Origin of the sequence: Echinicola sp. 20G (assembly GCF_015533855.1) — a bacterium.
Taxonomy (GTDB): Bacteria; Bacteroidota; Bacteroidia; order Cytophagales; family Cyclobacteriaceae; genus Echinicola.
Genome location: NZ_AP024154.1, coordinates 3500221 through 3524425 on the forward strand (window position 1 = coordinate 3500221; position 24205 = coordinate 3524425).

21 protein-coding genes are annotated in these 24205 nt (G+C 38.3%); 11 read left to right on the forward strand and 10 right to left on the reverse strand.

Annotated features, from left to right (window positions below; translation table 11 throughout):
- Window positions 1–103: 103 nt before the first annotated feature.
- The 4 genes from JL001_RS14380 to JL001_RS14395 are packed head-to-tail and all read right to left on the reverse strand — an operon-like array spanning window position 104 to window position 3641.
- Window positions 104–976, reverse strand: coding sequence for a biotin-dependent carboxyltransferase family protein (locus JL001_RS14380; RefSeq protein ID WP_200977235.1), 873 nt, complete (start codon window positions 974–976; stop codon window positions 104–106).
- On the reverse strand, window positions 963–1676 hold the full coding sequence (locus tag JL001_RS14385) for an allophanate hydrolase subunit 1 (protein WP_200977237.1): 714 nt from the start codon (window positions 1674–1676) through the stop codon (window positions 963–965). Before JL001_RS14385 ends, JL001_RS14380 begins: the two co-directional genes overlap by 14 nt.
- Before the next feature lie 26 nt (window positions 1677–1702).
- Window positions 1703–2416 (reverse strand): 5-oxoprolinase subunit PxpA, encoded by a 714-nt coding sequence (pxpA, locus tag JL001_RS14390; protein WP_200977239.1) that lies wholly within the window; start codon window positions 2414–2416, stop codon window positions 1703–1705.
- 10 nt (window positions 2417–2426) lie between these two features.
- Complete coding sequence (locus JL001_RS14395) at window positions 2427–3641, reverse strand: Nramp family divalent metal transporter (protein ID WP_200977241.1); 1215 nt, start codon at window positions 3639–3641, stop codon at window positions 2427–2429.
- A 216-nt stretch (window positions 3642–3857) separates the two neighbouring features.
- Between JL001_RS14395 and JL001_RS14400 the strand changes: the two genes are divergently transcribed.
- The 7 genes from JL001_RS14400 to JL001_RS14430 all read left to right on the forward strand — a co-directional run bounded on the left by JL001_RS14400 (window position 3858) and on the right by JL001_RS14430 (window position 11059).
- On the forward strand, window positions 3858–5105 hold the full coding sequence (locus JL001_RS14400; RefSeq protein WP_370567379.1) for a DNA recombination protein RmuC: 1248 nt from the start codon (window positions 3858–3860) through the stop codon (window positions 5103–5105).
- A gap of 93 nt (window positions 5106–5198) precedes the next feature.
- Window positions 5199–5780, forward strand: a complete 582-nt coding sequence (locus JL001_RS14405; protein WP_200977245.1) for a DUF4136 domain-containing protein — start codon at window positions 5199–5201, stop codon at window positions 5778–5780.
- Window positions 5781–5860: 80 nt separating this feature from the next.
- Window positions 5861–6202 carry a n-acetylglutamate synthase gene (locus JL001_RS14410; protein ID WP_370567380.1) on the forward strand — a complete coding sequence of 114 codons (342 nt, stop codon included), beginning with the start codon at window positions 5861–5863 and terminating at the stop codon, window positions 6200–6202.
- Window positions 6203–6357: 155 nt separating this feature from the next.
- A complete protein-coding gene (gene trkA, locus JL001_RS14415; RefSeq protein WP_200977247.1) occupies window positions 6358–7704 on the forward strand; it encodes a Trk system potassium transporter TrkA in 1347 nt (448 codons plus the stop codon).
- A gap of 4 nt (window positions 7705–7708) precedes the next feature.
- Window positions 7709–9160, forward strand: a complete 1452-nt coding sequence (locus tag JL001_RS14420; protein ID WP_200977249.1) for a TrkH family potassium uptake protein — start codon at window positions 7709–7711, stop codon at window positions 9158–9160.
- Between the two features lie 97 nt (window positions 9161–9257).
- Window positions 9258–10070 (forward strand): PhzF family phenazine biosynthesis protein, encoded by an 813-nt coding sequence (locus tag JL001_RS14425; protein WP_200977251.1) that lies wholly within the window; start codon window positions 9258–9260, stop codon window positions 10068–10070.
- A 365-nt stretch (window positions 10071–10435) separates the two neighbouring features.
- Window positions 10436–11059, forward strand: coding sequence for a serine O-acetyltransferase (locus JL001_RS14430; RefSeq protein WP_200977253.1), 624 nt, complete (start codon window positions 10436–10438; stop codon window positions 11057–11059).
- Window positions 11060–11132: 73 nt separating this feature from the next.
- Here the strand turns inward: JL001_RS14430 and JL001_RS14435 are convergent, their stop codons facing one another.
- Both JL001_RS14435 and JL001_RS14440 read right to left on the reverse strand, forming a co-directional pair.
- Complete coding sequence (locus JL001_RS14435; RefSeq protein WP_200977254.1) at window positions 11133–11564, reverse strand: cytochrome c; 432 nt, start codon at window positions 11562–11564, stop codon at window positions 11133–11135.
- Between the two features lie 2 nt (window positions 11565–11566).
- Complete coding sequence (locus tag JL001_RS14440) at window positions 11567–12727, reverse strand: PQQ-dependent sugar dehydrogenase (protein WP_200977256.1); 1161 nt, start codon at window positions 12725–12727, stop codon at window positions 11567–11569.
- Between the two features lie 222 nt (window positions 12728–12949).
- Between JL001_RS14440 and JL001_RS14445 the strand changes: the two genes are divergently transcribed.
- A complete protein-coding gene (locus JL001_RS14445) occupies window positions 12950–13429 on the forward strand; it encodes a hypothetical protein (protein WP_200977258.1) in 480 nt (159 codons plus the stop codon).
- Between the two features lie 69 nt (window positions 13430–13498).
- Here JL001_RS14445 and JL001_RS14450 read toward each other — a convergent pair whose 3' ends face one another.
- The 3 genes from JL001_RS14450 to JL001_RS14460 form a co-directional block, all read right to left on the reverse strand.
- Window positions 13499–14110 carry a hypothetical protein gene (locus tag JL001_RS14450; RefSeq protein WP_200977261.1) on the reverse strand — a complete coding sequence of 204 codons (612 nt, stop codon included), beginning with the start codon at window positions 14108–14110 and terminating at the stop codon, window positions 13499–13501.
- Between the two features lie 21 nt (window positions 14111–14131).
- Window positions 14132–16435, reverse strand: coding sequence for a TonB-dependent receptor (locus JL001_RS14455; protein WP_200977263.1), 2304 nt, complete (start codon window positions 16433–16435; stop codon window positions 14132–14134).
- A gap of 158 nt (window positions 16436–16593) precedes the next feature.
- Window positions 16594–19359 (reverse strand): outer membrane beta-barrel protein, encoded by a 2766-nt coding sequence (locus JL001_RS14460; protein ID WP_200977265.1) that lies wholly within the window; start codon window positions 19357–19359, stop codon window positions 16594–16596.
- 460 nt (window positions 19360–19819) lie between these two features.
- On the opposite strand from JL001_RS14460, the gene JL001_RS14465 reads away from it, so the two are divergent.
- Entirely contained in the window at window positions 19820–21058 is a 1239-nt protein-coding gene (locus tag JL001_RS14465) for a S8 family serine peptidase (protein WP_200977266.1), read from the forward strand.
- 14 nt (window positions 21059–21072) lie between these two features.
- Here the strand turns inward: JL001_RS14465 and JL001_RS14470 are convergent, their stop codons facing one another.
- Entirely contained in the window at window positions 21073–21300 is a 228-nt protein-coding gene (locus JL001_RS14470) for a DUF3820 family protein (RefSeq protein WP_200977268.1), read from the reverse strand.
- Window positions 21301–21412: 112 nt separating this feature from the next.
- Here JL001_RS14470 and JL001_RS14475 point away from each other — a divergent pair, with 112 nt between their 5' ends.
- On the forward strand, window positions 21413–22813 hold the full coding sequence (locus JL001_RS14475) for a S9 family peptidase (RefSeq protein WP_200977270.1): 1401 nt from the start codon (window positions 21413–21415) through the stop codon (window positions 22811–22813).
- A gap of 345 nt (window positions 22814–23158) precedes the next feature.
- A complete protein-coding gene (gap, locus tag JL001_RS14480; protein WP_192011418.1) occupies window positions 23159–24163 on the forward strand; it encodes a type I glyceraldehyde-3-phosphate dehydrogenase in 1005 nt (334 codons plus the stop codon).
- The last annotated feature ends 42 nt before the right edge of the window (window positions 24164–24205 follow it).

A 24205-nucleotide genomic window follows, 5' to 3' on the forward strand; every position in this document is an offset into this window, starting at 1 on the left:
AGTAAAAGGTATTGCTGCTATGATTGGATGAATCGGACATAGGGAATTACTCCAAATGACTATTTCAGATTTCATATGAATTTAATTCAGTTGGGAGCTAAGCTTAATAGGTGTCTACTAAATTAAACCGAATAGATTCACCTTGTTTTTTTTGAGCTAAACAAGAAATAGCGGTTTGACTGAGCTGCAATATGCGCGGATATCCCCCAGTCACCTGAGCATCTCTCATTAAAATTAAAAGTTTCCCGCCTGGTGTCAGTTGAACAGTACCTGGGTAAACTGGTGCCGTTAGGATTTCTTTTAATTCATTGACAAGTGGCTCTTTAAGTTGAATTCCCATTCTGTTTTGTTGGGCAGAAAGATGGAAGTTCTTTTCAAATAATTGCTCAAAAGTAGACCGTGGTAATTTCTCTGCTTCAGGGCCGGCATAGACATCCAAAGTTTTGTTCTTAAGCAATGATTCATCGATAGCAACTTTGGCATAGGGGGTGTTTGATTTAGATTGATGCGTTTTAAAAGGTAGCAATGCCCCTTTTTTTAATCTAAAGTTTTCTGTAATGCCTTTGTACCAGCTTCTGCTTTTCAAAATACAGGGGCTTTGAAAACCGCCTTTTATGCCTAAATACATTCTAAAACCAGTGGTGAATGGTCCAATTTTTAGAATGTCTCCGTTTTTGATTTTTACAGGTTTGTTGATAGGGTGTTTGCTTCCATTTAATTGGATAGAGGCTTCAGCTCCAGTGAGCACGATCTCAGTGTAACCTATAAACTTTAATTCATCCCCAAGCATTGTCATTTCCAAACATGCATCATTAGGGTCATTTTGTAGAAGGTGATTGGCCAAAGCAAAGGATTGCCGATCCATGGCGCCTGCAGCGGGAATTCCCCAATGTCCTTGCCCAAACCTTCCCAGATCTTGGATGGAACTATAGAAACCGGTTTTGATAACTTCAATTTGTCCCTCAGATATATTCATACTTTAGTTCGAATTGATGGTTTGCTATTTCTTTTTGAATCGATTCAAATTCTGTTTTTTCAATTGAGTGAAATTGGATTTCATCTCCTGGTTGAGCTTGAAGGGGAGGTTGCTTATTCAAATTGAAAAGGGTCAGAGGGGTCTTTCCAATGATGTTCCATCCACCAGGGCTATCCATCGGATAAATTCCAGTTTGCTTGCCCCCAATGGCTAAAGACCCTTTCTCAATAACAGGGTCTGGGCGGTCCTTCCTTGCAGCGAACAACTTAGGAGATAATCCTCCCAAATACATAAAGCCAGGCATAAAGCCATAAAAATGAAGTAAATAAGGTTTGTCCTGATGTAGTTTAACAATGTCAGAAATGTCAAGCTTAGTGATTTCTGAGACTCTTTGGAGGTCTTTCCCTTCATACAATACAGGAATAGACCATCGTTTTCTTTTAATAACCTCCTGCTGAAATTTTTCTGAGCAGAAAGTTTCAAGTTTGCTTACTACTTGATTCAAAGAGAAATGATCCTTAAAGTGTAAACTAAGACAATGGTACCCCAAATTGACATCCCAAAGTTCATCATGCCACTCAGAAATGATCCTCTTTTTCATTATCATCATTTCCATTAGAATGCTTTGCCGAATCTCAGGAGGCCAACATGCTTCCAAAATGTTTGGAGAAATCTTTTTATAATTCAGCTTGAGAGACATATGTTGATGATTATGATTTGATCTAATTACTTATTGATCAGTGAATAAATTGCCTTTGTGATTTCCAGTGCAGTAGGATTGTCCCCATGTACACAGACAGTATCTGCCTTGATGGGTAAAGATTTCCCGGAAAGGGTTTTTACCGTTCCTTCCTCTATCATGGATGAAAGATGAGGAAGTACTTCTTCTGGTCTATGTAAAACCGCTTTTGGTTCTTTTCTATTCACCAGGGTCAAGTCATCATTATAATTACGATCTGCAAACACTTCATATTCCACTTTGATACCTTGGTCTTTTGCTAAGGCTGCAATAATTGATCCATCCTGGGCGTAGAGGATTGTTTGCGGATAACGCTGGGTCAGGATTTGGACAAACATTTTAGCTATGTTAGGATTAATAGCCGCTTCATTATACAGCGCTCCATGTGGCTTAATATGATGAAGTTGGGCACCTTTTAAATTTACCCATTTCTCTAATGTCTCGATTTGTGCTAAAATGCTATCCTTTAGTTTCTCCAATGGCATATCCATTAACAAACGACCAAAATTTTCACGATCGGGATAGGATGGATGGGCACCTATCTTAAGCTTGTTTTTAATGGCTAATTCAATGGTTTTTTGCATTGTTTGATCATCTCCAGCATGACCTCCGCATGCAATATTGCAACTAGTGATATAAGGCATAATTGCTGCGTCGGAACCCATTCCTTCTCCCAAATCACTATTGATGTCTATTGGCATAAGATTTATTTTAAATAACGCTTATAATACTTTTAATTCCCAAAACCCAAGTAATAATCCAAATAGCAAAAGTCAATATATTCCATTGAATACTGTTCTTAAAATTTCCCATCAATTGTTTTCTATTGATCACCCAAAGTATAAATGTACTCAGTACGGGCAATAAAATACCATTGGCCAACTGTGCAATTGTGATCAGCTGAACGGGCTTGATACCTAATGAAGAGAAAATAATACCAAGAAAGAGAATAACGCTAAAAGTCCATCTCATTCCTTTGGAAGAGAGTTCACTGCTCCATCCAAAGCATCCACATACCACAAGTGCTCCAGCAAGAGGAGCCGTTATGGAAGAGGTGATTCCGGCAGCAAACAATCCCATCCCTAGAAAGTAAGGTGATGAAGCTCCCAATAATGGCTCGACACTTTTGGAAAGATCCAAAACAGATTGGATGTTAGAGGCTTCCCCCAAAGTGCCAGTAATCAATATAGCCATTGATACCAGTCCTCCCAAAACTACTGAGATAACAGTATCCACTCTCGCATATTTAAGGTCAGCAGGTGTATTCCACTTTTTTGCCACCAGAGAGGTATGCAAGAAAAGATTATAAGGCACGACCGTTGTACCTATTAAAGCCACTATGGTCATGATATTGTCTCCATTGATATTGGGGACGAATCCTGTCAGCAAATCATTGAACTTGGGTTGGCTCATTGAAGCAGTGATGAGAAAGACCAAGCTCATCAGGATAACAACCATAACCATAAACTGCTCCACTTTCTTATAGCTGCCACTCATTAGCAATCCCCAAGCCAGTAGACCAGTAATGAGCGGAAAGGGAGAAATATTGACACTTGTGAATTGAAATGTTGGCAAGGTTCCAAAGGCTTCTAAACCTAAAACAGCTCCTCCAATATTTCCTGCTTCATAAGCAGCGTTTCCTATAACGATAGCCATAATAACCAGTACAAGTGAAATGATCCTGGCAACTGGCTGTCCAATTTCCTGACGGATGATCTCAGTCAACCCTTTTTGGCTGATCAGTCCAATTCGCGCAGAAGTTTCTTGCAAAACAATCGTAGCAATAACTGACAGCAGAAGAGCCCAAAGTAAGTCGAACCCAAAATTTACACCTGCCAAGGTACAAACCGTGACAGTACCCGGTCCAATAAAAGCGGCAGCTACCAAAGGCCCTGGTCCGATATATTTTCTAATACTATTTTTCAATTTTGGAGTTAATTTGAAAAGGAAACTAAAATCCTAATTTAATGGAATCGACTGGAAAATGACCAAATAGTTTATAAATGGAGTAATGGCTTTTTACTTAAGTCATCTTGGTGTCGATTGGAATTAAAAAGTGACATTAAATGTCTCATTGTGGTTGGTTCATTTTAGGCAAAGCCCAATCTAAAACTTAATTTGCCTTCTTAAATTACAATGATAATGGAAATGATTTTGATAGGTTTGGTAGCACTAAATGCTCTTTTGAGTCTTTGGCTCATTATGAAAGGCTCCCAATCCGTTAAGTTAGAGAAGACGATACAGACCTATTTTGACCAAATGAAATTGGAAGTCAATAGGCAAATGGGTGAGAATAGACAAGAAATTGGTCAAAACATCAACCAACAGTTTAAGTTGGTTTTTGATGCATTGAGAGAAAACTCAAAAGATCAAAATCTCACTTTACGTGAATTTGGAAAGCTTTTTAGAGAAAATGTTCGGGAATTTAATGAACTCCAAAAAGAAAAGTTCAATGAGCTGGAAAGGCGGCAGGAAAAAATGCTGCAATCCACTGAAGAGCGGTTGGAGAAGATGAGGGAGACGGTAGATGAAAAGTTGCAAAAAACTTTGGAGCTAAGACTGGGGCAATCTTTTGAAATGGTCAGCAAACAACTTCAGGCCGTTCAAAAAGGCTTGGGTGAAATGCAAAGTCTGGCAACCGGAGTAGGTGACCTTAAAAAGGTTTTGACCAATGTAAAGAGTAGAGGGATTCTGGGAGAATACCAACTTGAAGGTATCTTGGAAAATATATTGGCTCCAGATCAGTACATCAGCAATGCTACCATGAAGAAAGGTGCTTCAGAAAGGGTTGAGTTTGCGGTGAAGCTTCCCGGAAACAATGGGGATGAACCGGTATTACTGCCTATTGATGCAAAATTCCCTCAAGAAGCTTACCACAGGTTATTGGATGCTTATGAGGTAGGAGAGAAGCTGCTCATTGAGCAGGCAAAGTCAGAACTTACCAAGGCCATTAAAAAATCTGCCCAGGATATCAGCCATAAATATATCCATCCTCCTTATACCACTGATTTTGCAGTAATGTTTTTGCCTATGGAAAGTCTCTACGCTGAGGTCATCAGGGACGGTGCGCTTTCACAATTGTTACAAAGAGAATATAAAGTGGTCATAACAGGTCCCACTACATTGGCAGCCATGCTCAATAGTCTTCAGATGGGATTTAAGACATTGGCCATCCAGAAAAGAAGCAGTGAAGTTTGGAAAGTGCTTGGTGCAGTAAAAGCAGAGTTTGGCAAATTTGGCAACCTGATAGAAAAAGCACAGAAAAAACTCAATGAAGCCAATAATGAGTTGGATACTTTGGTTGGAACTCGTACTAGGGTTATTCAGAGGAAATTAAGGGATGTGGAAGAATTGTCAGACGGTGAAGGAGAGAAACTGTTGGACGGATAAATGGTTTTTGAATAGTTTCAAAGTAGATTTTACATTGTGAAAAATACAACTTTGGGCTTAGTTCAACGTTTTTTACATAAAACGGAGGTTAATATGAAATCGAGAATTGGTATAAGCTTGTTACTATTTGTAGTGGCCATAGCAGCTTGTAATCCTGTAAAAGTTTATTTGGAAAAAGAAGAAGTAAGACCTGAAAGGTCGTACAAGACTTTTGCGATCATCAATCAGTATCAGGGAAAGGATGCTTGGAATTCACCCACTTTGAATCAAAACCTTATTGATGACCTAGTAAAAGGAATGGAGGAGAGAGGCTATCAGCAGGATATAGAAAGGCCTGATTTAATTTTGCGCTATAATACGCTTTTGAGCGAAAATGAAAAAGAAGTCAGGGATAACTCCTATAATGGGTTTTACCCTTATGGTATGTACAATCCAATGATGTACCGATATCCATTTGGTTCTCCCTATCCTTACTGGCCTAGTCAAACGGAAATAGAAAAATACAAGTTAGGGGAAGTAGTCATAGATTTTATTGACCCAAAGGCTGATGAGATAATCTTGCGCATCAGTGCTGTGGGTGAGGTAAATAATATAAAACAGAAGTATAAAAATATCGGGGTTTCCGTGGATAAAATCTTACATGAATTTTCTAGAAATATGACGGTGGAAGGCTAAAGGAATTTAAACCAATTATTTACTATTTTGTGGAGCCATTTGAATTTTCAAATGGCTTTCTCATTTATTACAGATTACAAATGAAAATAAGCTATAACAATAAAAGGTTTCGGTCGATTAGCAATAGCGGTAATGGTGAGGTTTCTTCGGAGACTTTTTTTGAATATAAACAGGAAGGAAAAATTTTGACAGGGACTTATTTTGGTGGAGAAATTATCAAAGGCCAGCTCTTAGGGAAAGTGAATGATCAAGGTGTAATTGATATGAATTATCATCATATTAATACCAAGGGGCAACTAATGAGTGGCTGCTGTAAATCTGTTCCAGAACTTTTAGAGAATGGGGAAATCAGGTTGTTAGAATCTTGGCAGTGGACATCAGGAGATAGATCAGAGGGACAATCTGTAATTGAGGAGATTTGATTTTTGATGTATAGATTTTGTAAAGAAAGTAACAGGTTCGCCCAATTAAAAGGTTGGTTACAATACTAAAGCAATAGGGGAAAACCTAATGTGCATCGATAAAAATTGATTTACAATTTTGTCATTGCGGTGATAAACCAGTTATCTTTACGGCCATGGCCATGAATATAGTAATTGCTGGGGCCGGTGACATGGGTTTTCACCTGGCCGAGTCCCTTAGCTATGAAAATAAAGACATTACTTTAATCGATACCGACAAGGATATTCTTGAGCACGTTGCGTCCAGATTGGATGTGCTGACTGTAATTGGTGATTCTGCTTCTATCGAAGTCCTTCAAAACGCCAATGTGAAAGAAGCCCACATGGTGATGGCCGTAACTACTTCGGAAAAGACGAATATTGTGACGGCCATGCTGGCCAAGCAATTAGGGGCCAAAAGAGTCATAGCCAGGGTCAGGAACCACGATTACTTGTTGGATGAAAATATATCCTATTTCCATAATTTGGGAATTGATAACATTATTTCACCAACCATGCTTTGTAGCGGTGAGATTCATAGGATGATTCAAAACTCTACCTTCTCAGATATTTTTGATTTTGAAGAAGGAAAACTCAATGTCGTTGGCTTGATCCTTAACCAATATTCTTCTTTGGTCAACAAGAAACTCTCTGAAACCAGGGAGATGCCCATTTTTGATGACATCAGAATTATTGCCATAGTTCGGGATCAAATGACCATTATTCCAAGAGGAAATACGGTCCTGAGAAACAATGATCACGTTTACTTTATATCCAATAAAAAAGCCAATGAATCCATCGTTCAGCTGATGGATCAAAGGGAAATTACCATCAAGAATGTTATGATCATCGGTGGTGACGACTTGGCCTTCACTTCCGCTTTGAAGCTCGAACCTGAGTATAGAGTGACATTAATCCACAAGGACAAGGAGCGTTGCAAGTGGCTTTCAGAAAGGTTGGATTCTACTTTGGTCATTCATGGAGATTATAAAAATATTGAATTGTTGATAGAAGAAGGGCTTGAAGAAATGCAGGCTTTTTTAGCACTTACTGAAAGCTCCGAGACCAATATCATCACCAGCCTTAGCGCCAAAAACCATGGTGTATACAAAACCATAGCGCATGTGGATACCCGGGAGTATATCCATATTTCCCATAGTATTGGAGTGGATTCCCTGATCAATAAAAAACTGGTTGCTGCCAATCAAATTACACGGTATTTGAGAAAAGGAAAAGTAGAGGCCATTTCAGGGATTTATGGGGTAGATGCAGAGTTTATCCAATATGTGATTTCCAAGAACAATAGGTTGACCAAAAAGTGCTTAAGTGAGTTGCATTTTCCAAGCACAGCAATAGTGGCAGGGGTAATTAGAGGAGAAGAAGTTTTTATACCAGATGGAGATTTTAAGTTGCAGATGAATGATAAAGCCATAGTTTTGGCACTTCCATCAGCAAAATCCAACTTGGAAAAATTATTTAATTGATACTATGATCCATTACAAGGCTATTGCAAAAATAATGGGTGGCTTATTGATGCTATTGGGTTTACTTATGTTGCCGGGCATTGGATTTAGCTACTATTATGATAGCGGAGATCAAGTTCCTTTGATCTACTCTGCTTTTGTGTCAATGGCTATGGGGGCTATTCTATTTTTCTCATTTTCCAAACAAGATCAAAATATTAGAAAGCGTGAGGGTTACCTCATCGTGGCATTAAGTTGGGTTTTTATGTCTCTTTTTGGGATGCTGCCTTTTTTGGTGAGTGGCACGATTACCAGTTTGCCGGATGCCATTTTTGAGACAGTTTCTGGTTTGACTACCACTGGCGCTTCCATTTTGAATGATATTGAAGCGTTACCAAAGGGGATATTATTTTGGAGAAGTATGACCCAATGGATTGGGGGCTTAGGGATTATAGTACTGACAGTGGCTATTTTTCCACTTTTGGGAATTGGTGGGATTGAGCTGTTTGTAGCAGAGTCTCCCGGTCCAACCTCTGATAAGCTGCACCCTAGAATTCGTGAAACAGCCAAAAGGCTTTGGTACGTCTATGTCGGATTGACGGTGGTTTGTATTGGATTATATTTTTTAGGAGGGATGTCTTTTTACGATGCCATTAATCACGCCTTGACTACCATGGCAACAGGAGGTTTTTCGACCAAGAATGCCAGTATGGCCTACTTTGATGTGCCTTTTATACAATATGTGGCGATCTTATTTATGTTCTTAGCCGGAACAAACTTTACGGTGATTTACTTTGGTTTGGTTGGGAAATTTGACCGGGTATGGAAGAGTGATGAATTCAAGGCCTATGTTTTGGTTGTTGCTTTGATTATAGCGGTCATGACCATTCCTGTTTATTTATTTTCTGATTTGGGAGTAGAAAAGGCCTTTAGGGATACGGCATTTCAGGTAGTTTCCTTATTGACTACTACTGGTTTTGTCACGGCAGATTATACGAGTTATGGGCACGGTTTGACCATTTTGTTCTTTCTTTTGCTTTTTGTGGGAGGTTGTGCAGGATCTACAAGTGGAGGGATAAAATTTATCAGACACCTGACTTTTTTCAAAAACACCATTTTGGAATTTAAGAGAATTGTTCACCCTAGAGCAGTAGTGCCCTTGAAGATTAATGGAGATCGGGTCACGGGAAAAATTATTACCCATATCATGAACTTCCTTTTGATCTATTTGATGGTATTTGTGATGGGAAGTGTGGTGCTTTCAGTTTTTGGTTATGATATGTTGACCAGTTTTGGAGCAGTAGCCACTTGTTTGGGGAATGTTGGGCCGGCAATAGGGCAGGTCGGTCCTTTGGATAACTTTTCCTTTTTTGACCCTTTTACCAAGCTTTTTCTATCATTTATCATGCTATTGGGGAGACTCGAACTGTTTACCATTTTAGTGCTCTTCTCTCCTTATTTTTGGAGAGCAAACTAAAATATATTTGAGATTTTATTTTTAGGGATATTTCTCGAAATTGTTTCTGGAAATCTTCATTATAGAAGATAGTTTTAAAGCTAAATTTTTCGATAGGATGGAAGTGAATTATCAGATTATCTCAGTATTTACAAGTCAAGAATTCAATTTTAAAGGAAATCCTGCGGCTGTTTTGCTTTTGGAAAACCATCTTTCAACAGCTGCTATGCAGGAAATGGCCAGGAAGTTGAATCAGCCAGCTAGTACCTTTTTAGTCAAACGAGCTGGGGGACACGGTTATGATATTAGGTGGTTTGCCCCAGATGCAGAGATTGGGCTTTGTGGTCATGGTACTGCTGCAGCAACTGCCTTTCTTGGCATTAAGAAGCAATCTAATGGCCCCTTTACTTTCAATTACCGTGATGGTAAATTGACAGGAAAAGTAAATCCAGATCAGACCGTTACCATTGGTGCAAACGCTATTTTGCTTCAAGGTGAATTGGAAGAAATCCCTTTACCTATTAAAGAAGGCCTGAATGTGCCGATTTTGGGTATGTTTAAAACTTCCAATAAGTACTTAATCTTGACTGATAGTGAGGGATCCGTCAAGAATATGCAACCTGATTTTAATAGATTGCAGGACAGTGATATTTTTGGTTATGCCGTAACGGCAAAGGGAGATAATGTGGATTTTGTCAGTAGGACAATTGTGCCTCACACCTTGGGGAAGGAGGATTATGCTACTGGCTCATCACATGCTATGCTGGTCCCTTTTTGGGCTGAGAAATTAAATAAGCAGCACATGAAGGCGGTTCAATGGAGCAGTAGAGGAGGAGCATTCTTGTGCGGACTAAAGCATGGCATAGCGGAGCTGACAGGAGAATTTAGAATAGAAGAAAAGCAAAGAATTAGCATACCAATTGGACTTTGAGATTTTTACATTAAAAATAGTTTTTCCTGAAATGTTGTGCTTGAAATCTGAATGGGAAATAAATATGGAAGCCAAAATAAAATTGGTATAATTTAAGACTAGATTAGCAACAATTACTTTTAATAGAAAATAGAATCTTATTTACAAACCCTTTAATTGAAATTCATTTTTTTGTAAATAAAATACATTTTAATATATTTGATGATGTAATCCATTCTTGTTAAGATATTCGTGTACTTTAGATTTTTTGACTTTTAAAGATTTGAAAATATCATTTATGGTTTTATCTAGAAATGACATGTTATTTATCTTCTTGGTAAAAGAATTGGATTCAAATTAGTTTCAACTTTTCAAAATTTTAACTTATGATCTGTTCTAAAAAAGATTTACATCGATTTATTGTTAACGATGCTAACTCAATGGGGATTAATATTAATTCTAAATTTTCTGCGTTAAAATCCAATATTCTTAACCCAAGGTGGAAATTTATTAAACTTTTAAGAACCTGCGAGTATTATTCAAATAACAAAAATTCTTTCATTAACGCATTATGGTATCAGATTTACTTATTCAGGTATAAAAGACTAGGCTTGAAATTGGGATTTTCTATTCCGCTCAATGTTTTTGATGAGGGATTGTCTTTGCCTCATTATGGAACGATTATAGTAAGCAAGAATGCAAAAATAGGAAAGAATTGTCGAGTCCATGCATGTGTGAACATCGGTGCTAGTGGTGGAGATCCTAGAGCTCCTCAAATAGGTGATAATGTGTATATTGGTCCCGGAGCAAAACTGTTTGGTAATATAAGTATTGAAGAAGGTTGCACTATAGGAGCAAATGCTGTGGTCAACAAGTCTGTTGAGATTCCCAATAGTATTATTGGAGGAGTTCCAGCAAAAGTCTTAAAGATTTCATCAGGAAATTGGTGGGAAAAAAATGGACTTACTCTCAAGAGTGTTGAAAATGAAAATATGGTGCTAGTAAATTAGCTCAAAGAAGTGTTTCTTAATATTTAATTTAGCTGGTATCAAGACAAGTACATCTGTGATGATACCAGCTTTTTTAACTACTCTTTTCCTCCTCTTTGGAAACAGCTTTTACTTCTTCTTCTGTTACCATTTTTTTGGATTTATTTCCCCAACTGTTAAGAATATAATTCATTATATCGGCTACTTCATCATCATAAAGACCGAGGTTGGTCATGGTACTATTATAAGTTTTTTTATTTACTATTATTTCCCCATTCATTCCATATTTGACAGCCCTGATGCTTTCTTCCCGCTTCTTTAAAAGAAAATCAGATTTTGCTAAAGGAGGAAAGGTTCCGTCCACTCCTTCTCCATTGGCCAGATGGCATGAAATACAATAGTCTTGATAAACTTCTTGGCCTCTTTTAATACTGGCTTTAAGTGCTTCATCTTGATCCTGAAAGTAAAAAGCTGTCCAACCCAAATAAGAAAATATGAAACAGGAGAAAATTCCTAATTTGATCATGATTAATTTTTAGGGATAATTTTAACAATTCCTTTTCCTTCAACTCCTGCATAAATATAGTTGTCTGGACCGACCTTGACATTTCTCAACCTGCCCATACCATCTAAAAGTTTTGTCCTTGCGACTACCTTTTTGTTTTCCAAAGTGAGCATTTCCAGGTACTGGAACTTCAAAGATCCCACCAAGATATTACCTGACCATTCTGGGTAGATTTCACCAGGTACAACAGCCATTCCTGAAGGAGCAATAGAGGGAACCCAGTAATATAGCGGTTGTTCCATACCTTCTTTACCGGTATCATCTGTCAAAATAGAATTGTCATAGTTGATACCATAAGAAACAACTGGCCAGCCATAATTGGCTCCTTTCTTCACCACATTGATTTCATCTCCGCCCTGCGGACCATGCTCGTTTACCCAAATTTCATTGAACTCCGGGTGAAACATCATGCCTTGAGGATTCCTATGTCCATAAGAGTAAATGGCTTTTTTGGCATCCTCATCATTGACAAAAGGATTGTCTGAAGGAATACTACCGTCATCATTAATTCTATATACTTTGCCATTATCTCTGGTGATATCCTGAGGATTTACATCTCTTTCTCCCCTTTCTCCGGCGGAAAAATAGAGGTAGCCATCATTATCAAAAGCGATTCTTGATCCAAAGTGCTGGCCTTTTTTTGTGTTTGGAGAAGCTTTGTACAGTAGCTCTTGGTCAGTAAGACTCTTACCATCAAATTTTGCTCTCATAATAGCAGTGTTGGCACCTTCCTCTTCACCTTCCCCAGATGCAAAAGTCATATATAACCAGCCATTAGTTTCAAAATCGGGGTGAAGGACAATGTCCAATAAACCACCTTGTCCTCTCGAAACAACTTCAGGAGCGCCCTCTACAATTGTTTTTTGTCCATCTTTGGCATAAATCAGCTCACCTTTTTTTTCGGTAATCAAGATTCCTCCATCTGGTAAAAAAGCCATTCCCCAAGGGTTTTCCAGTCCATCAACTATCGTTTCAACAGTGTAATTTTTTTGGTCATCACTTATCTCAGGAGTGTTTTCCATGATTCCAGGTCGATTATCTTGGGCACAGGCTGAGCCTGCAATCATGACGATCATAACAGCTGGAGCTAGATGTTTAAAATGTGTTTTGAAATTGAATTTCATAGTAGATAGGTTTATATAGGTTTTTTGAAGTTATAAATATAATCAATAACTCATGCAATTGGTTGTGCATCTCCTAACTGGATCAAAAAATACACTAACGGTAATTTGGGCTTCTAAAATAGAAAGTTGTATAAAAGAAAAATTTAGATTTTATAATATTCAAATCATTCATACCTTATATTTAACTATTCGTAATCAATGGTGACTAGGTAAAGTATTTACATGAAACAATTAGCAAAATTATTCACTGGATTGACCATTTTGGTTTTAGGTGCTGGCTGCAGTCAACTGACAGAGTCCATTTATACTGATAATGTACAGGAGTATGAACTCAACACTATTGATACAGAATATGGTTATACTGGCAAGGCAGTTTTTAAGGAATTTGCTGATGGTAGTGGTTTGGAATTGACAATTACCTTGGAAGGAGAGGCTTCTAAAAATGAATACTATTTTCCTGCCCACCTGCACTATGGACAATACCAGCAAGGTGAAAATTCACCTATGGCAGAAATGCTAAATCCGGTTGATATTAGGCCGCTTAAAAGTGTAACAATAATTAAGGGTTTCAGCTTGGAAGATTTGAATTATACCTACTATCATATTAAAGTCCACTTGGCAGAAGAAGGCCCTGATTATGAAAAGATTTTGGTTGCTGGAAACGTGGGAGAGTATAATGAAAATGCTGATAGCGCTGAATAAGAAAGTTTGAGATTAACCAAAACGGGCTGGCCTCATGAGGCCAGCCCGTTTTGGTTAAAAGAGCACAAATTAGAAGGTTACATCAAATGTAATATCTAGGTCACTTTCTCCACCAGCTTGTGCATAATCGGCCCAATGCGGGTTTTCTGCCCCTTCATAATCTTTGTCGAGAGCATGTCTTAAGATCACCCTAATTTGACCAGTATTGCTTAGCAAAGTTTCATCTACAGTAACCTGCCCAACCAAACCAATTGGGTTATTGTTCTCATCAACATCGTCATAGGTATAAGTCATGAAAGAAGTCGATCCAGTAAATGCACTTCCAAGGAAAAAGAATTGGTGCTCATCTGCTTCTTCTTCAATTTCCTCAGTGATATCTTCATCAGCTATTCCGTTGTAAGCTGATATCTCCATTAAATATCTTTTACCACTTTCGAGGCCATCTATATCGTCAATTTGCAACGATCCCCCTAAAGCAATTCCTTCATCAGAGCTGGCTCCATATTCTAATGAAGTACCCATGCTAGCACCTGAATTGTCAATTTCTGTAAAAGTCAAGGTTACCTCAGTAATTACTTCTTGATCCAACTCTGGAACTGGGTCGTCTTTGCTACAAGAAACTAAAGTGATTGATGTTGCGAATAGCAATCCTGCCAATAAATTGTTACGCATAGTTTTCATAATGAATTTGATTTAATATGATTAAAATTCGTATTTCAGCCTTAGACTTATATTCCTTCCCATTTCGTGGGAGAAATACCTAAAGCGATTCATGTAATTTTTATATTCTGTATTAAAGATGTTGTTAACAGAAAGTCCTCCTTTTAAGCTACTTGATGTTGCGGAAAATATGGTTCTGTTATAGCTGATATTCCATAGGTTATAGCCTGGAGGAGCTGGGGCAAGATCAAAATCCGGTTCTCGCCTTTGTTTGAAGACGGATAAGTTACTTAGTGTTAATTTGCCAAATTGTTCTTTTTGATAATTTAAGCCAGTTTCTATTTGATCCGCAGGGATAAAGGGAAGGTAATTATGGTCAATCAGGTTTTTGGCACGGATTATACTTCCCTTAATGTACCAAGAAAGAGTTGGAAGAAGCTCGTAATTGGTGCTCAGGTCAATGCCCCAAAAAGAAGCATCGGTCTGTAGGTATTCATATACATTAAACGTGCCACGAAGGGAGACATATTGTTCTCCGGTAGGGTTTAGGTAGATGTAATTGTTGATTTTATGGTAATAACCTGTCAATTCTGCACTGAGCTTGTCCTTTGTGAAATTCAAGGTATTAACCCATTTGATGGCCTGCTCACTGACAAAATCTGGATTGCCTATTTCTACTGCGGCAGCACCATGATGAAGTCCTTGACTAAATTGCTCATTGATATTTGGAGGCCTCCATGCTGAGCCAATATTGGACGTAATCATCCAATAATTATTAAAGCTATATGCAGCACCCAATGAAGCCGTGAAGTTTTTGAAAGTAAAATCCCTTTCTTCCAACTCTCCTGATTGATTGTATCGGGCGGCATCTACATACCGAAAATCATACCTTGCTCCAGCTTCAAATTCAAAAGGACCGTTGATATATTTTTCTGTGGCATAAGCTCCTAAATTAACGAGATCGTAATTGGGGATAAGTGGCGTGACTCCAGTGCCAGGAACGTTGTTGTTGGCTTGTTGGAGAACATTGATTCCGAATGTTCCATCCCATTTTTTGAAAGTCGGGTGCTCATAGGATACGTCAAAGGTGTTGGTAAATAACTCCAAATCCAATGCTGCATGATCATTTAAACTTCCCCTTCTTTTATCAAACTCTTGTCTGTTGTTTTTCTGAAAAGCATAACTGAAATTGACCACTCCATCATTATTCAAATGGTAGTGGCCTTTGGCTTTGAATAATTGATGATTTACTTTTTGTCTTGGATTTTCAATGGAGTATGAGAATCCCTTATCAGAAAAAGGCCTTCCGTTTTCTATCAGGTCATCTAGATCACTCGAATTACCAGTGTGAGAATCACTCAGAATTCCAATTTCAGTAGAAAAGCGGCTATAGAATAACTCCATGCCCAAAGTTTTAGTGTTGTAACCTAGGGCTCCGGAGAAATTGAGCTCTCTCATACCTGTATTGTCTTGATAGTAATTAGGGCTTTTGATATTACCGCCTACTCTTGAAGAAGCTTGTACTCTGTAACCAAACCCTTGTAGTTTTTTGATACCTCCTTCTAAACTTATGGAGCCAGCTCCTGATTGGCCATTTGTCGCTCCAATCAAATTGGCAGCGCCTTTTAACCCACCACTTACGGGCAGTTTTGGTGGTGTAACTAATATTACTCCTCCCATAGCTTCCGGTCCAAAACGGACTGTTTCAGCTCCCTTTACCACAGATATGTCTTCAGCCATAAAAGGATCTATTTCAGGGGCATGTTCGCCTCCCCATTGCTGTCCTTCTTGCCTTACCCCATTGTTTAGAATCATGATTCTATTACTGTGCATACCATGAATTACTGGCTTTGAGATATTGGCGCCTGTGGTGAAGGTGGTGACTCCAGGTAGGTCTTTAAGGGTCTCTCCAAGATTTTTACCACGATTTTCATCCAAAATGGCTTTCCCAATATTACTGATATTGTTAAGTGTGCTTACCGCATCTTTGTGCCCTACGATTTCAACACCATCAATCAAATATTCCTTTGGCGTTATTCTTATGGTCAGATTTACATTTTCATGGACATTTAACTGTACTGTTTGGGGACTGTAACCTAAAAATTCTACCGTAATAATGTAGTGTCCTTCACAAATGTTTTCGAAGTTAAAATTTCCATTAGGATTGGTAATAGCCCCTTTTTCTAGCTCCTTGATCCATATATATGCTCCTTCAATAGCTTCATTGCTTTCAGTGTCCACTACCTTCCCTCTAACGCTAAAATTGCAGTTACTTTGACCAAAAGCTGTGCTTTGTGAGATAAAAAGCAATAACAATACTATGCTAAGTTGATTTAGGTATTTCATTGCTGCAAATATAATGCAATAATGTTGCTTTTTGCAACCATGTTTCAGGAAATGTTATGGTCTTTGAGCAGATCAATATTAAAGTTGGTAGAAGATCTTGTCAAAACTAAAAATGCAGCCTTTATAGGGCTGCATTTCTTTACGGTTTAGTAAGGTAGTTAATCATATTGTGGTTTGCTTCCACCAAATGCTCTTAAATTGTAGGTTAAGGTAACCATGAAAAACTGTCTCAGCACTTCAGTTCTTTCATTTTCGATATATACATCAGTGACATTTCTATTGATACTGGTGTTTTGGTTCAATAAGTCAAAAACTGTCATTTTTAGCTCAAGGTTTTGGGAAGGAGGGAATCGGTAGCCAAAATCGGCATTCATTAACCAAATGGACTGGTCATATTCTTCACCTAGTCCTATGTAAAACTGATTGTTCACATTGGTGCTGAAGAAGAAACCTTTCCAGAAATTCCAATAAAGGTCAAGCCTGGTGCTCTGTGAATAATAATTGCTATCTCTATCCTTCTGAAGGGTGCTCCTCACAATATTGTAATTGGCACTGGTGCTTAAGTTGAAATCAAGTTTTTCACTTACATTACTAGAAATACCCAAGCCTTGCCCCATTCCCAAACTATGGTTGGTATTCAATTGATCATTGATTAGACCAGGTTGATTTGAGTAATTCAATCTGGTGTCCAAGTTCAAGTTGCTTTTCATAAATCCAAGAGGGAATCCAAATGATATGCTTGTATTTGCATTCCACGCATTTTCGAGGTTGACAGGTCGGCTTAACTGCCCACCTTGTCTGAGTAACACATCGTCTTGAATTAAGGTGTCTTTAGTGGCAATGTAAGTACTGGTTCCCATGAAATTTTTACGAACCCCCGCTGATAGCCACATAAAGAAAGACTTAGAATTCTCTAAGTTGATTTTTTTGATTCTAGAGAAAATTCTATGCTCATATTCTTGCTCCAGTTCAGGGTTACCCATTGAAATTTGGAGAGGGTTGCTGTTGTCAATGACGTCTTGCAATTGACGAACCGAAGGAGCATCTGTGTCTGCTCTATAGCCAAGTCGGATACTGGTGGATTTATCCGGTTCATAATCAATAAACATTCTTGGGACAAAGTTTTTGAAGGTTCTCTTCGTATTTTCATAGCCAGGAAAAAGCCGGTCACTGTTTAGCTTGGCTACTTCATAGTTCAACGCAGTGAAAATCCTGAGTGTTTCTGTATTGTGACGTAAGCCTAGACTTAGCTCTTGACGATTGTACCCGTTCTTAAATTCATTACTCAAAGTGGTGTCTCTTTCAAAAATGGTAGACTCCATTTCTCTTTGGGAAACATCTTGCAGGTTTTTACTGTTGTCATTACCAAATTCGTACTCCAATCTTAACTGGGTGTGTTCCCCAATTGGTTCTGTATATTCAATTTCTGCTTCGTATTCGAAACGATCGTTGTTGGTAATGGTTCTCTGGATCAAACTATCCAAGTTGTTGGACTGATAGTTCCGATTAGCAGAAAGAAGTAGTGATTCACTATTATTGTCCCGATAGCCCGTTTCAATAGAGGTAGATATGGTACGTCCAGGTCTGTCAAATTTAAACCGATAGGTGAAGTCGTTATCAATTCTTAAAGCCTCATTTTCGGAATTAGTAAGGTTCACTGTTTCACTAATAGGAGTACTTCTATCATAGAGGTTTCTAGCAACCAACTTGTTCAATGAGTTGCCCTTTTCATAAGAAAACCTTGGTCGCCAGATAATAGCATGTCTTTCAGTGATATCATACTCCAATTTCATAGTCATCCTGTGCGTTTGGCTATTGTTTTGGTTTTGCACGTTTTCGTCATAGAATTGAAGGCTATCACTTGGAAGAATGTATTCTCTTGTAGAGGTTCTTCTTAGGGTGTTTTTGCTATCGTTGAAAAAATAGTTCCCTGAGAATTTAGCCTTACCTCCATCAAATTTATCTGTAAAATTTGTTCCAATAGAGTTGGTTTTTGTGATACCTGGACGTTCCCTGACGGTCAGGTCATCACTATCCCTTCGTCCCCAACCACGGTCATTTCCAGACCCGAATGCGCCTGTTAAATCATCAGCAGAAAAATTTTGTTGGTTGATGTTGTTGCTCAAGCCAAGTAAGGACAGCCGTTGGGTTCCTTCAAAAAAGTGAACGGCGCCTCCTACTAGATAGTTGTCATCGGTACCATATCCGGCAAATAATTGACCGAATTTTCCTCCTCTTTTATCCTTTTTTGTAATGATATTGATGGTCTTAATGGTTTCCCCATCATCAAAGCCTGTCAATCTTGCCTGATCACTTTTTTGGTCCAAAAATTCGATTTTATCAATGACCTCAACAGGAAGGTTTTGCATAGCCATGGCTGGATCATCACCAAAGAAAGGTTCTCCATCTACTAATACTCGTCCAACAGTTTCTCCTTGCACTTCAATGGTACCTCCTCTCATAACCACTCCGGGCATCTTCCTGATGAGTTCTCCTGCACTGGCTTGTGATCTTGTTTTGTAGGCATTGGCATTGAAAGAAATGGTATCTCCTTTTACTTCACCTGTCATGACTTGCCCGGTCACTTCCACCTCCTGAAGCTGAGTTGCATCTTCTTCGATTGCAATGACGCCAAGGTTATTGGAAGAGAGATTGCTGTAGTTTTTACTCAAGGTTTGATAGCCTATAAAACTTACCTCTAGTATAAAGGATGAGACTTCAGGGTTTTGGATGCTGAAGTTTCCATTCTCGTCTGTAAAAGCATTAGCAAGGGTTTCATCTTGACTATTTTTAATAAAAATGTAAGCACCTGGAAGCGTCTCCTCTGAAATTTTGTCTACAATTTTACCCTTGAGCATTTCTTGTCCAAATAGATTGCTCTGAAGTAACATCGTAAAAAATAGAAAAGAATATAGCTTTCGCATGTTGTTGATTTTCAATTTGTTGGTAATTAATTTAGTGGGGGCTCTCTTTATAATAGACTACAAAATTACGTAAAGGTTTCCCTAAAGCGTAGATTATTCTATGAATGGAGACAAAGGGAGTTAAACGGGGAGTATTAATGGTTGGAGATTAATTGTTTTTAGTGGGTTTTATTTTATTATGGGATAAATTAACTACAATAATTCAGATAGCCTGATCCAGGAAATAAGTTAATTTGACTACTTTTTTAAGTTTGAATCTTTTCTCACTTAAACCCATTTCATGTATTTGAGAAAAGTTTTTTGTTGATACAATGTGATTGTTGATCAACAATTTGGTCAGTTATATTTTAATGCTTCAAATTTTATCTAACTTTATACTTTGTTTATTGTATTTTAAATTAAATTGATCCAGTTGTGATTTTATTTTTTTATTAGTTTTGCAATTTTAAATTGAACTATTATGATAGTACTTCTACGCAATCCAAAAGTGGTTAAAATAAGTCTTTTTATAACCGCCATCTTATTTTATGCATGTCACAATGAATTTCCTCTTCCTGAACAAAAGGTAGAAAAAGCTACAGAAGAGTTTGAATTGATCCCTGATCAATATATTGTTGTTCTTGAGGATGAATCTGTGAATGCGAGATTAACGGAGTCTAATAACGATATACATGAATGCGTAAAATTAAGGGTGATGGATTTAATGAACGGTATTGAGAATAAGGAGGAGAAAATTGAGAGAGTTTATATTCGGAATTTTCTTGGTTTCTCAGCTAGGTTAAACAAAGAGGAGTTGCTTGTATTGTCAAACAAAAATGGTGTAAAAAAAATTGAACAAGATAAGGTAATTAAACTTCCCACAGAACCTTCCAGTTTAGGTATTCCTTCCTTAAAAAAAAGTAAAAAGGACAAAGAAGGAGATATGATTCCTTATGGAGTGGCAAGGGTAGGAGGCCCTGTGAAATATAAAGGTAAAAACGTTGCTTTTATTATGGATACAGGGATTGACTTAAAGCATAAAGATTTGAGAGTAAAGGGGGCTAAAGGATTCAATGCATTTAAAACTGGGCAGGATGGAGAAAGTCTACAAGACTATCATGGTCATGGAACCCATGTTGCAGGAATTTTAGCAGCTAAGTTAGATGGAAAGGGAGTAGCAGGGGTAGCAGCAGGAGCATGGGTCATTCCCATTAAAATCTTGAATGGTGATGGAAAGGGGTCTCTGTCAGGCTTCCTTGAAGCGATTGAATATATTAATGAGCATGGTAAATGTGGCGATGTGGTCAACTTAAGTATAACCGCGCCTACCTCGCCAACATTGGATAATGCTGTTCTTGAAACTTCGAAAAAAGGAATTTATTTCGTTTTGTCTGCAGGGAATGAAAACATTCCTGCGCAGTATGTGTCACCTTCCAGAGTTAATGGAGATTATATTTTTACAGTGTCTGCTATGGATAGTGAAGATAATTTTACAGCATTTTCAAATTATGGCAATCCTCCAGTTGATTGGTGTGCTCCGGGACAAACTATTTATTCTACTTGGAAAGGAGGTCTCTACGAATATAATAGCGGAACATCCATGGCTGCTCCACACGTGGCGGGCCTGGTTTTGTTGGGAGGACCTGAGATTGGGGGATATGTCAAAAACGATCCTGATGGTGACCCAGACCCGATAGCTGTTTATAAGGCGCCCAAGTAAATTTGGACAAATTTTCAATCTTGAGGTTTGTACCTCTTTTTTAATTCTGTAATCAAGTATTCCAATCCATTGATCCTTATTTCGTACATGGTATGCAACCACATGCCTAACTTTCCTTCTGGAAAGCCTTTTTTGTACATCCATACCAAATAATGTTCAGGGATGTCACAGATGAGTCTTCCTTTGTATTTTCCAAAAGGCATTCTTTTGGTGACTATCTCAATAAGGATTTCATTTTGCATACCCAAAGATATTGGAAATCATCTTATCTTTAAATTTCTCAAAAGGCTTCAAACACCAACTATCCTCTTAAACTTTTGAGCGAAAATAGATAGCTAAGATTATCAATGGATTATGAAAAAGAAACTGATCAACTTATTTGTATTGTTTTTTATTACATGGAGCACTTTTGGACAAAGTGTGAATTTGGAAGGAAGCTGGAAGGGTGAATTAAAGGTGATGGCCCAAAAGCTACCTTTGGTTTTCAATTTCCATCAAGAAAATGGAGATTGGAAAGGAACGATGGATAGTCCTGCGCAGGGTGCTAAGGGAATTGCCATTAGCAAAGTGCTTTTTACAGCCCCCATGCTAGCATTTGAAATTGATCAATTGAAAATCAGCTACCAAGGAGTCCTTGTCAATGATTCCATCCAAGGAACGTTTAAGCAGGGTGGAATGGAATTTCCATTGAATTTGTCCAAAATGGCAGAAGGGGAGTCTACTCTCGGAGCTAGGCCTCAAGAACCTAAGCCTCCATTTGACTATGACATCATTGAAACATCTTTTACGAATTTAAAAGAAGGCATTACCTTGAAAGGAACCATTACCAAACCCAAAGGCATGGGGCCTTTTCCAGCAGTGGTTTTAGTCAGTGGATCTGGCAAGCAAAACAGAAATGGAGAATTGTTGGGCCATCAACCCCTTTGGGTGATTGCAGATTATTTGAGCAGCAATGGTATCGCGGTTTTGCGCTATGATGAAAGGGGAGTAGGAGAGTCTGAAGGTGACTTTAATAAAGCAACCAGCTTTGACTTCAAAAAGGATGCTGTTTTGGCCTTGGCTCATTTGAAGAAGTATCCTTTTGTGGATCAGGTCAGAAGTGGAGTGATTGGTCATAGTGAAGGTGGAATGATCGTATGGATCATGGCTGCTGAAGAAAAGGGGATGGGCTTTGGTATTTCACTAGCCGGACCTGTTGTGCCAATAGCTGAGCTGATGAAGCAGCAAACCAAAGATGTACTGGCTTCATCCGGGGCATCACCTGAGATCATGGCAGAGCAAAGCCAACTTAATGAAATGATCTATGAAGTTTTTAAGGAAACAAAGGATTTTGATTCTTTGAAGCCTAAGCTTAATTCCGCCTTAAAAGAATACTTGGAATCGAAAAGCGATATTGATTCCGTCAATTCAGAACAGTTGGCCCAACTGGAACAAGCTTATGGAAAGATGATCACCCCATGGTTTTTTACCTTTTTGAAATTTGATCCATCGGTATATATCAATCAAAGCAAAGTACCTGTTTTGGCTCTCTTTGGAGAGAATGACATACAAGTAAATGGACCGATCAATAAGGAAGCGTTGGAAGATCTGCAAAAAAACACAAAAGGAATCGAGGTAGAGACCAAACTTTACCCTGGACTTAATCATCTCTTTCAACCTTCTGAAACTGGAAGTGTGAGTGAGTATGCCCAAATAGAAGTGACTTTTGATGAGGAAGTCCTCCAAGACATGGTCAATTGGATAAAGAGCTTGTGATGGAAACTTATTATCCTATGTGAAGTGTTGTATGGCTGTAGATATGCTGTTGGATACAGTGTTTTGCGGAATTGACAGTTAATTTTGGGATTTATTTCCAAAATGATCGAACACGCGCCAAAAACTATGGAAATATGATAGATTATTACAGACTTAATTTCCTTACTAAATATTAATTCAATAAATTTGGCCTAGTAAAAAATCACCATCCTATCATAGGTTACGGGATGTTTTTAGCATACAAACCACTTTTGTAAGATACTAAAAGAGAATGTTTGGAAGTGGAGTAGTGATTTAGTCGATTTATAACAACAACATAATTTTACCTATTAACCTTAATTTAAGATGACAAAGATTAAAGTAGGAATTAACGGATTCGGTAGAATCGGAAGATTGGTTTTTCGTGCCGCTCAAGAGAGAGATGATATCCAGATCGTTGGTATCAATGACTTGGTAGATGTAGATTATATGGCTTACATGCTTAAGTATGATTCTACTCACGGTCAATTCAAAGGAGATGTAGAAGTAAAGGACGGTAAGCTTGTAGTGAATGGTAATGCTATCCGTGTTACTGCCGAAAGAAATCCTGCTGACCTAAAATGGTCTGATATCGGTGCTGAATATGTGGTAGAATCTACAGGTCTATTCTTGACCAAAGAATCTGCTCAGGGTCATATTGACGCAGGTGCGAAGAAAGTAGTAATGTCTGCTCCTTCTAAAGACGATACACCAATGTTCGTAATGGGGGTTAACGAATCTTCTTACACCAGCGATATGCAGTTTGTATCCAATGCTTCTTGTACTACCAACTGTCTTGCTCCACTGGCTAAAGTGGTGAATGACAACTGGGGTATTGAAGAAGGTTTGATGACTACTGTTCACGCTACCACAGCTACTCAGAAGACTGTTGATGGTCCTTCTATGAAAGACTGGAGAGGTGGACGTGGTGCTGGTCAAAACATTATCCCTTCTTCTACAGGTGCTGCCAAAGCGGTTGGTAAAGTAATTCCTGAATTGAACGGTAAATTGACTGGTATGGCGTTTAGAGTACCAACTCCAGACGTTTCTGTAGTGGACCTTACTGTAAGATTGAAAAAAGGTGCTACTTACGAAGAAATCTGCGCTAAAATGAAAGAAGCTGCTGATGGAGAATTGAAAGGTATCTTGGGTTATACTGAAGATGCAGTTGTATCTAATGACTTCATCGGTGATGCCAGAACTTCTATCTTCGATGCAGGTGCAGGTATCCAGTTGAGCGATACTTTCGTGAAATTGGTGTCTTGGTATGACAACGAATGGGGTTACTCTAACAAAGTAGTAGACCTATTGGCTTACATCGCAAGCAAATAAGAGGTAAGAACCTTTAAAATATAAAAGCCGGTCAAGAGAGAT

Coding starts and splice junctions, on each gene's coding strand:
- JL001_RS14420 (WP_200977249.1), top strand. CDS start 7,709: ATGATCCATTACAAGGCTATTGCAAAAATAATGGGTGGCTTATTGATG.
- JL001_RS14430 (WP_200977253.1), top strand. CDS start 10,436: ATGATCTGTTCTAAAAAAGATTTACATCGATTTATTGTTAACGATGCT.
- JL001_RS14425 (WP_200977251.1), top strand. CDS start 9,258: ATGGAAGTGAATTATCAGATTATCTCAGTATTTACAAGTCAAGAATTC.
- JL001_RS14455 (WP_200977263.1), bottom strand. CDS start 16,435: ATGAAATACCTAAATCAACTTAGCATAGTATTGTTATTGCTTTTTATC.
- JL001_RS14465 (WP_200977266.1), top strand. CDS start 19,820: ATGATAGTACTTCTACGCAATCCAAAAGTGGTTAAAATAAGTCTTTTT.
- JL001_RS14475 (WP_200977270.1), top strand. CDS start 21,413: ATGAAAAAGAAACTGATCAACTTATTTGTATTGTTTTTTATTACATGG.
- JL001_RS14400 (WP_370567379.1), top strand. CDS start 3,858: ATGGAAATGATTTTGATAGGTTTGGTAGCACTAAATGCTCTTTTGAGT.
- pxpA (WP_200977239.1), bottom strand. CDS start 2,416: ATGCCAATAGACATCAATAGTGATTTGGGAGAAGGAATGGGTTCCGAC.
- JL001_RS14460 (WP_200977265.1), bottom strand. CDS start 19,359: ATGCGAAAGCTATATTCTTTTCTATTTTTTACGATGTTACTTCAGAGC.
- trkA (WP_200977247.1), top strand. CDS start 6,358: ATGGCCATGAATATAGTAATTGCTGGGGCCGGTGACATGGGTTTTCAC.
- JL001_RS14450 (WP_200977261.1), bottom strand. CDS start 14,110: ATGAAAACTATGCGTAACAATTTATTGGCAGGATTGCTATTCGCAACA.
- JL001_RS14380 (WP_200977235.1), bottom strand. CDS start 976: ATGAATATATCTGAGGGACAAATTGAAGTTATCAAAACCGGTTTCTAT.
- gap (WP_192011418.1), top strand. CDS start 23,159: ATGACAAAGATTAAAGTAGGAATTAACGGATTCGGTAGAATCGGAAGA.
- JL001_RS14385 (WP_200977237.1), bottom strand. CDS start 1,676: ATGTCTCTCAAGCTGAATTATAAAAAGATTTCTCCAAACATTTTGGAA.
- JL001_RS14405 (WP_200977245.1), top strand. CDS start 5,199: ATGAAATCGAGAATTGGTATAAGCTTGTTACTATTTGTAGTGGCCATA.
- JL001_RS14440 (WP_200977256.1), bottom strand. CDS start 12,727: ATGAAATTCAATTTCAAAACACATTTTAAACATCTAGCTCCAGCTGTT.
- JL001_RS14435 (WP_200977254.1), bottom strand. CDS start 11,564: ATGATCAAATTAGGAATTTTCTCCTGTTTCATATTTTCTTATTTGGGT.
- JL001_RS14445 (WP_200977258.1), top strand. CDS start 12,950: ATGAAACAATTAGCAAAATTATTCACTGGATTGACCATTTTGGTTTTA.
- JL001_RS14410 (WP_370567380.1), top strand. CDS start 5,861: ATGAAAATAAGCTATAACAATAAAAGGTTTCGGTCGATTAGCAATAGC.
- JL001_RS14470 (WP_200977268.1), bottom strand. CDS start 21,300: ATGCAAAATGAAATCCTTATTGAGATAGTCACCAAAAGAATGCCTTTT.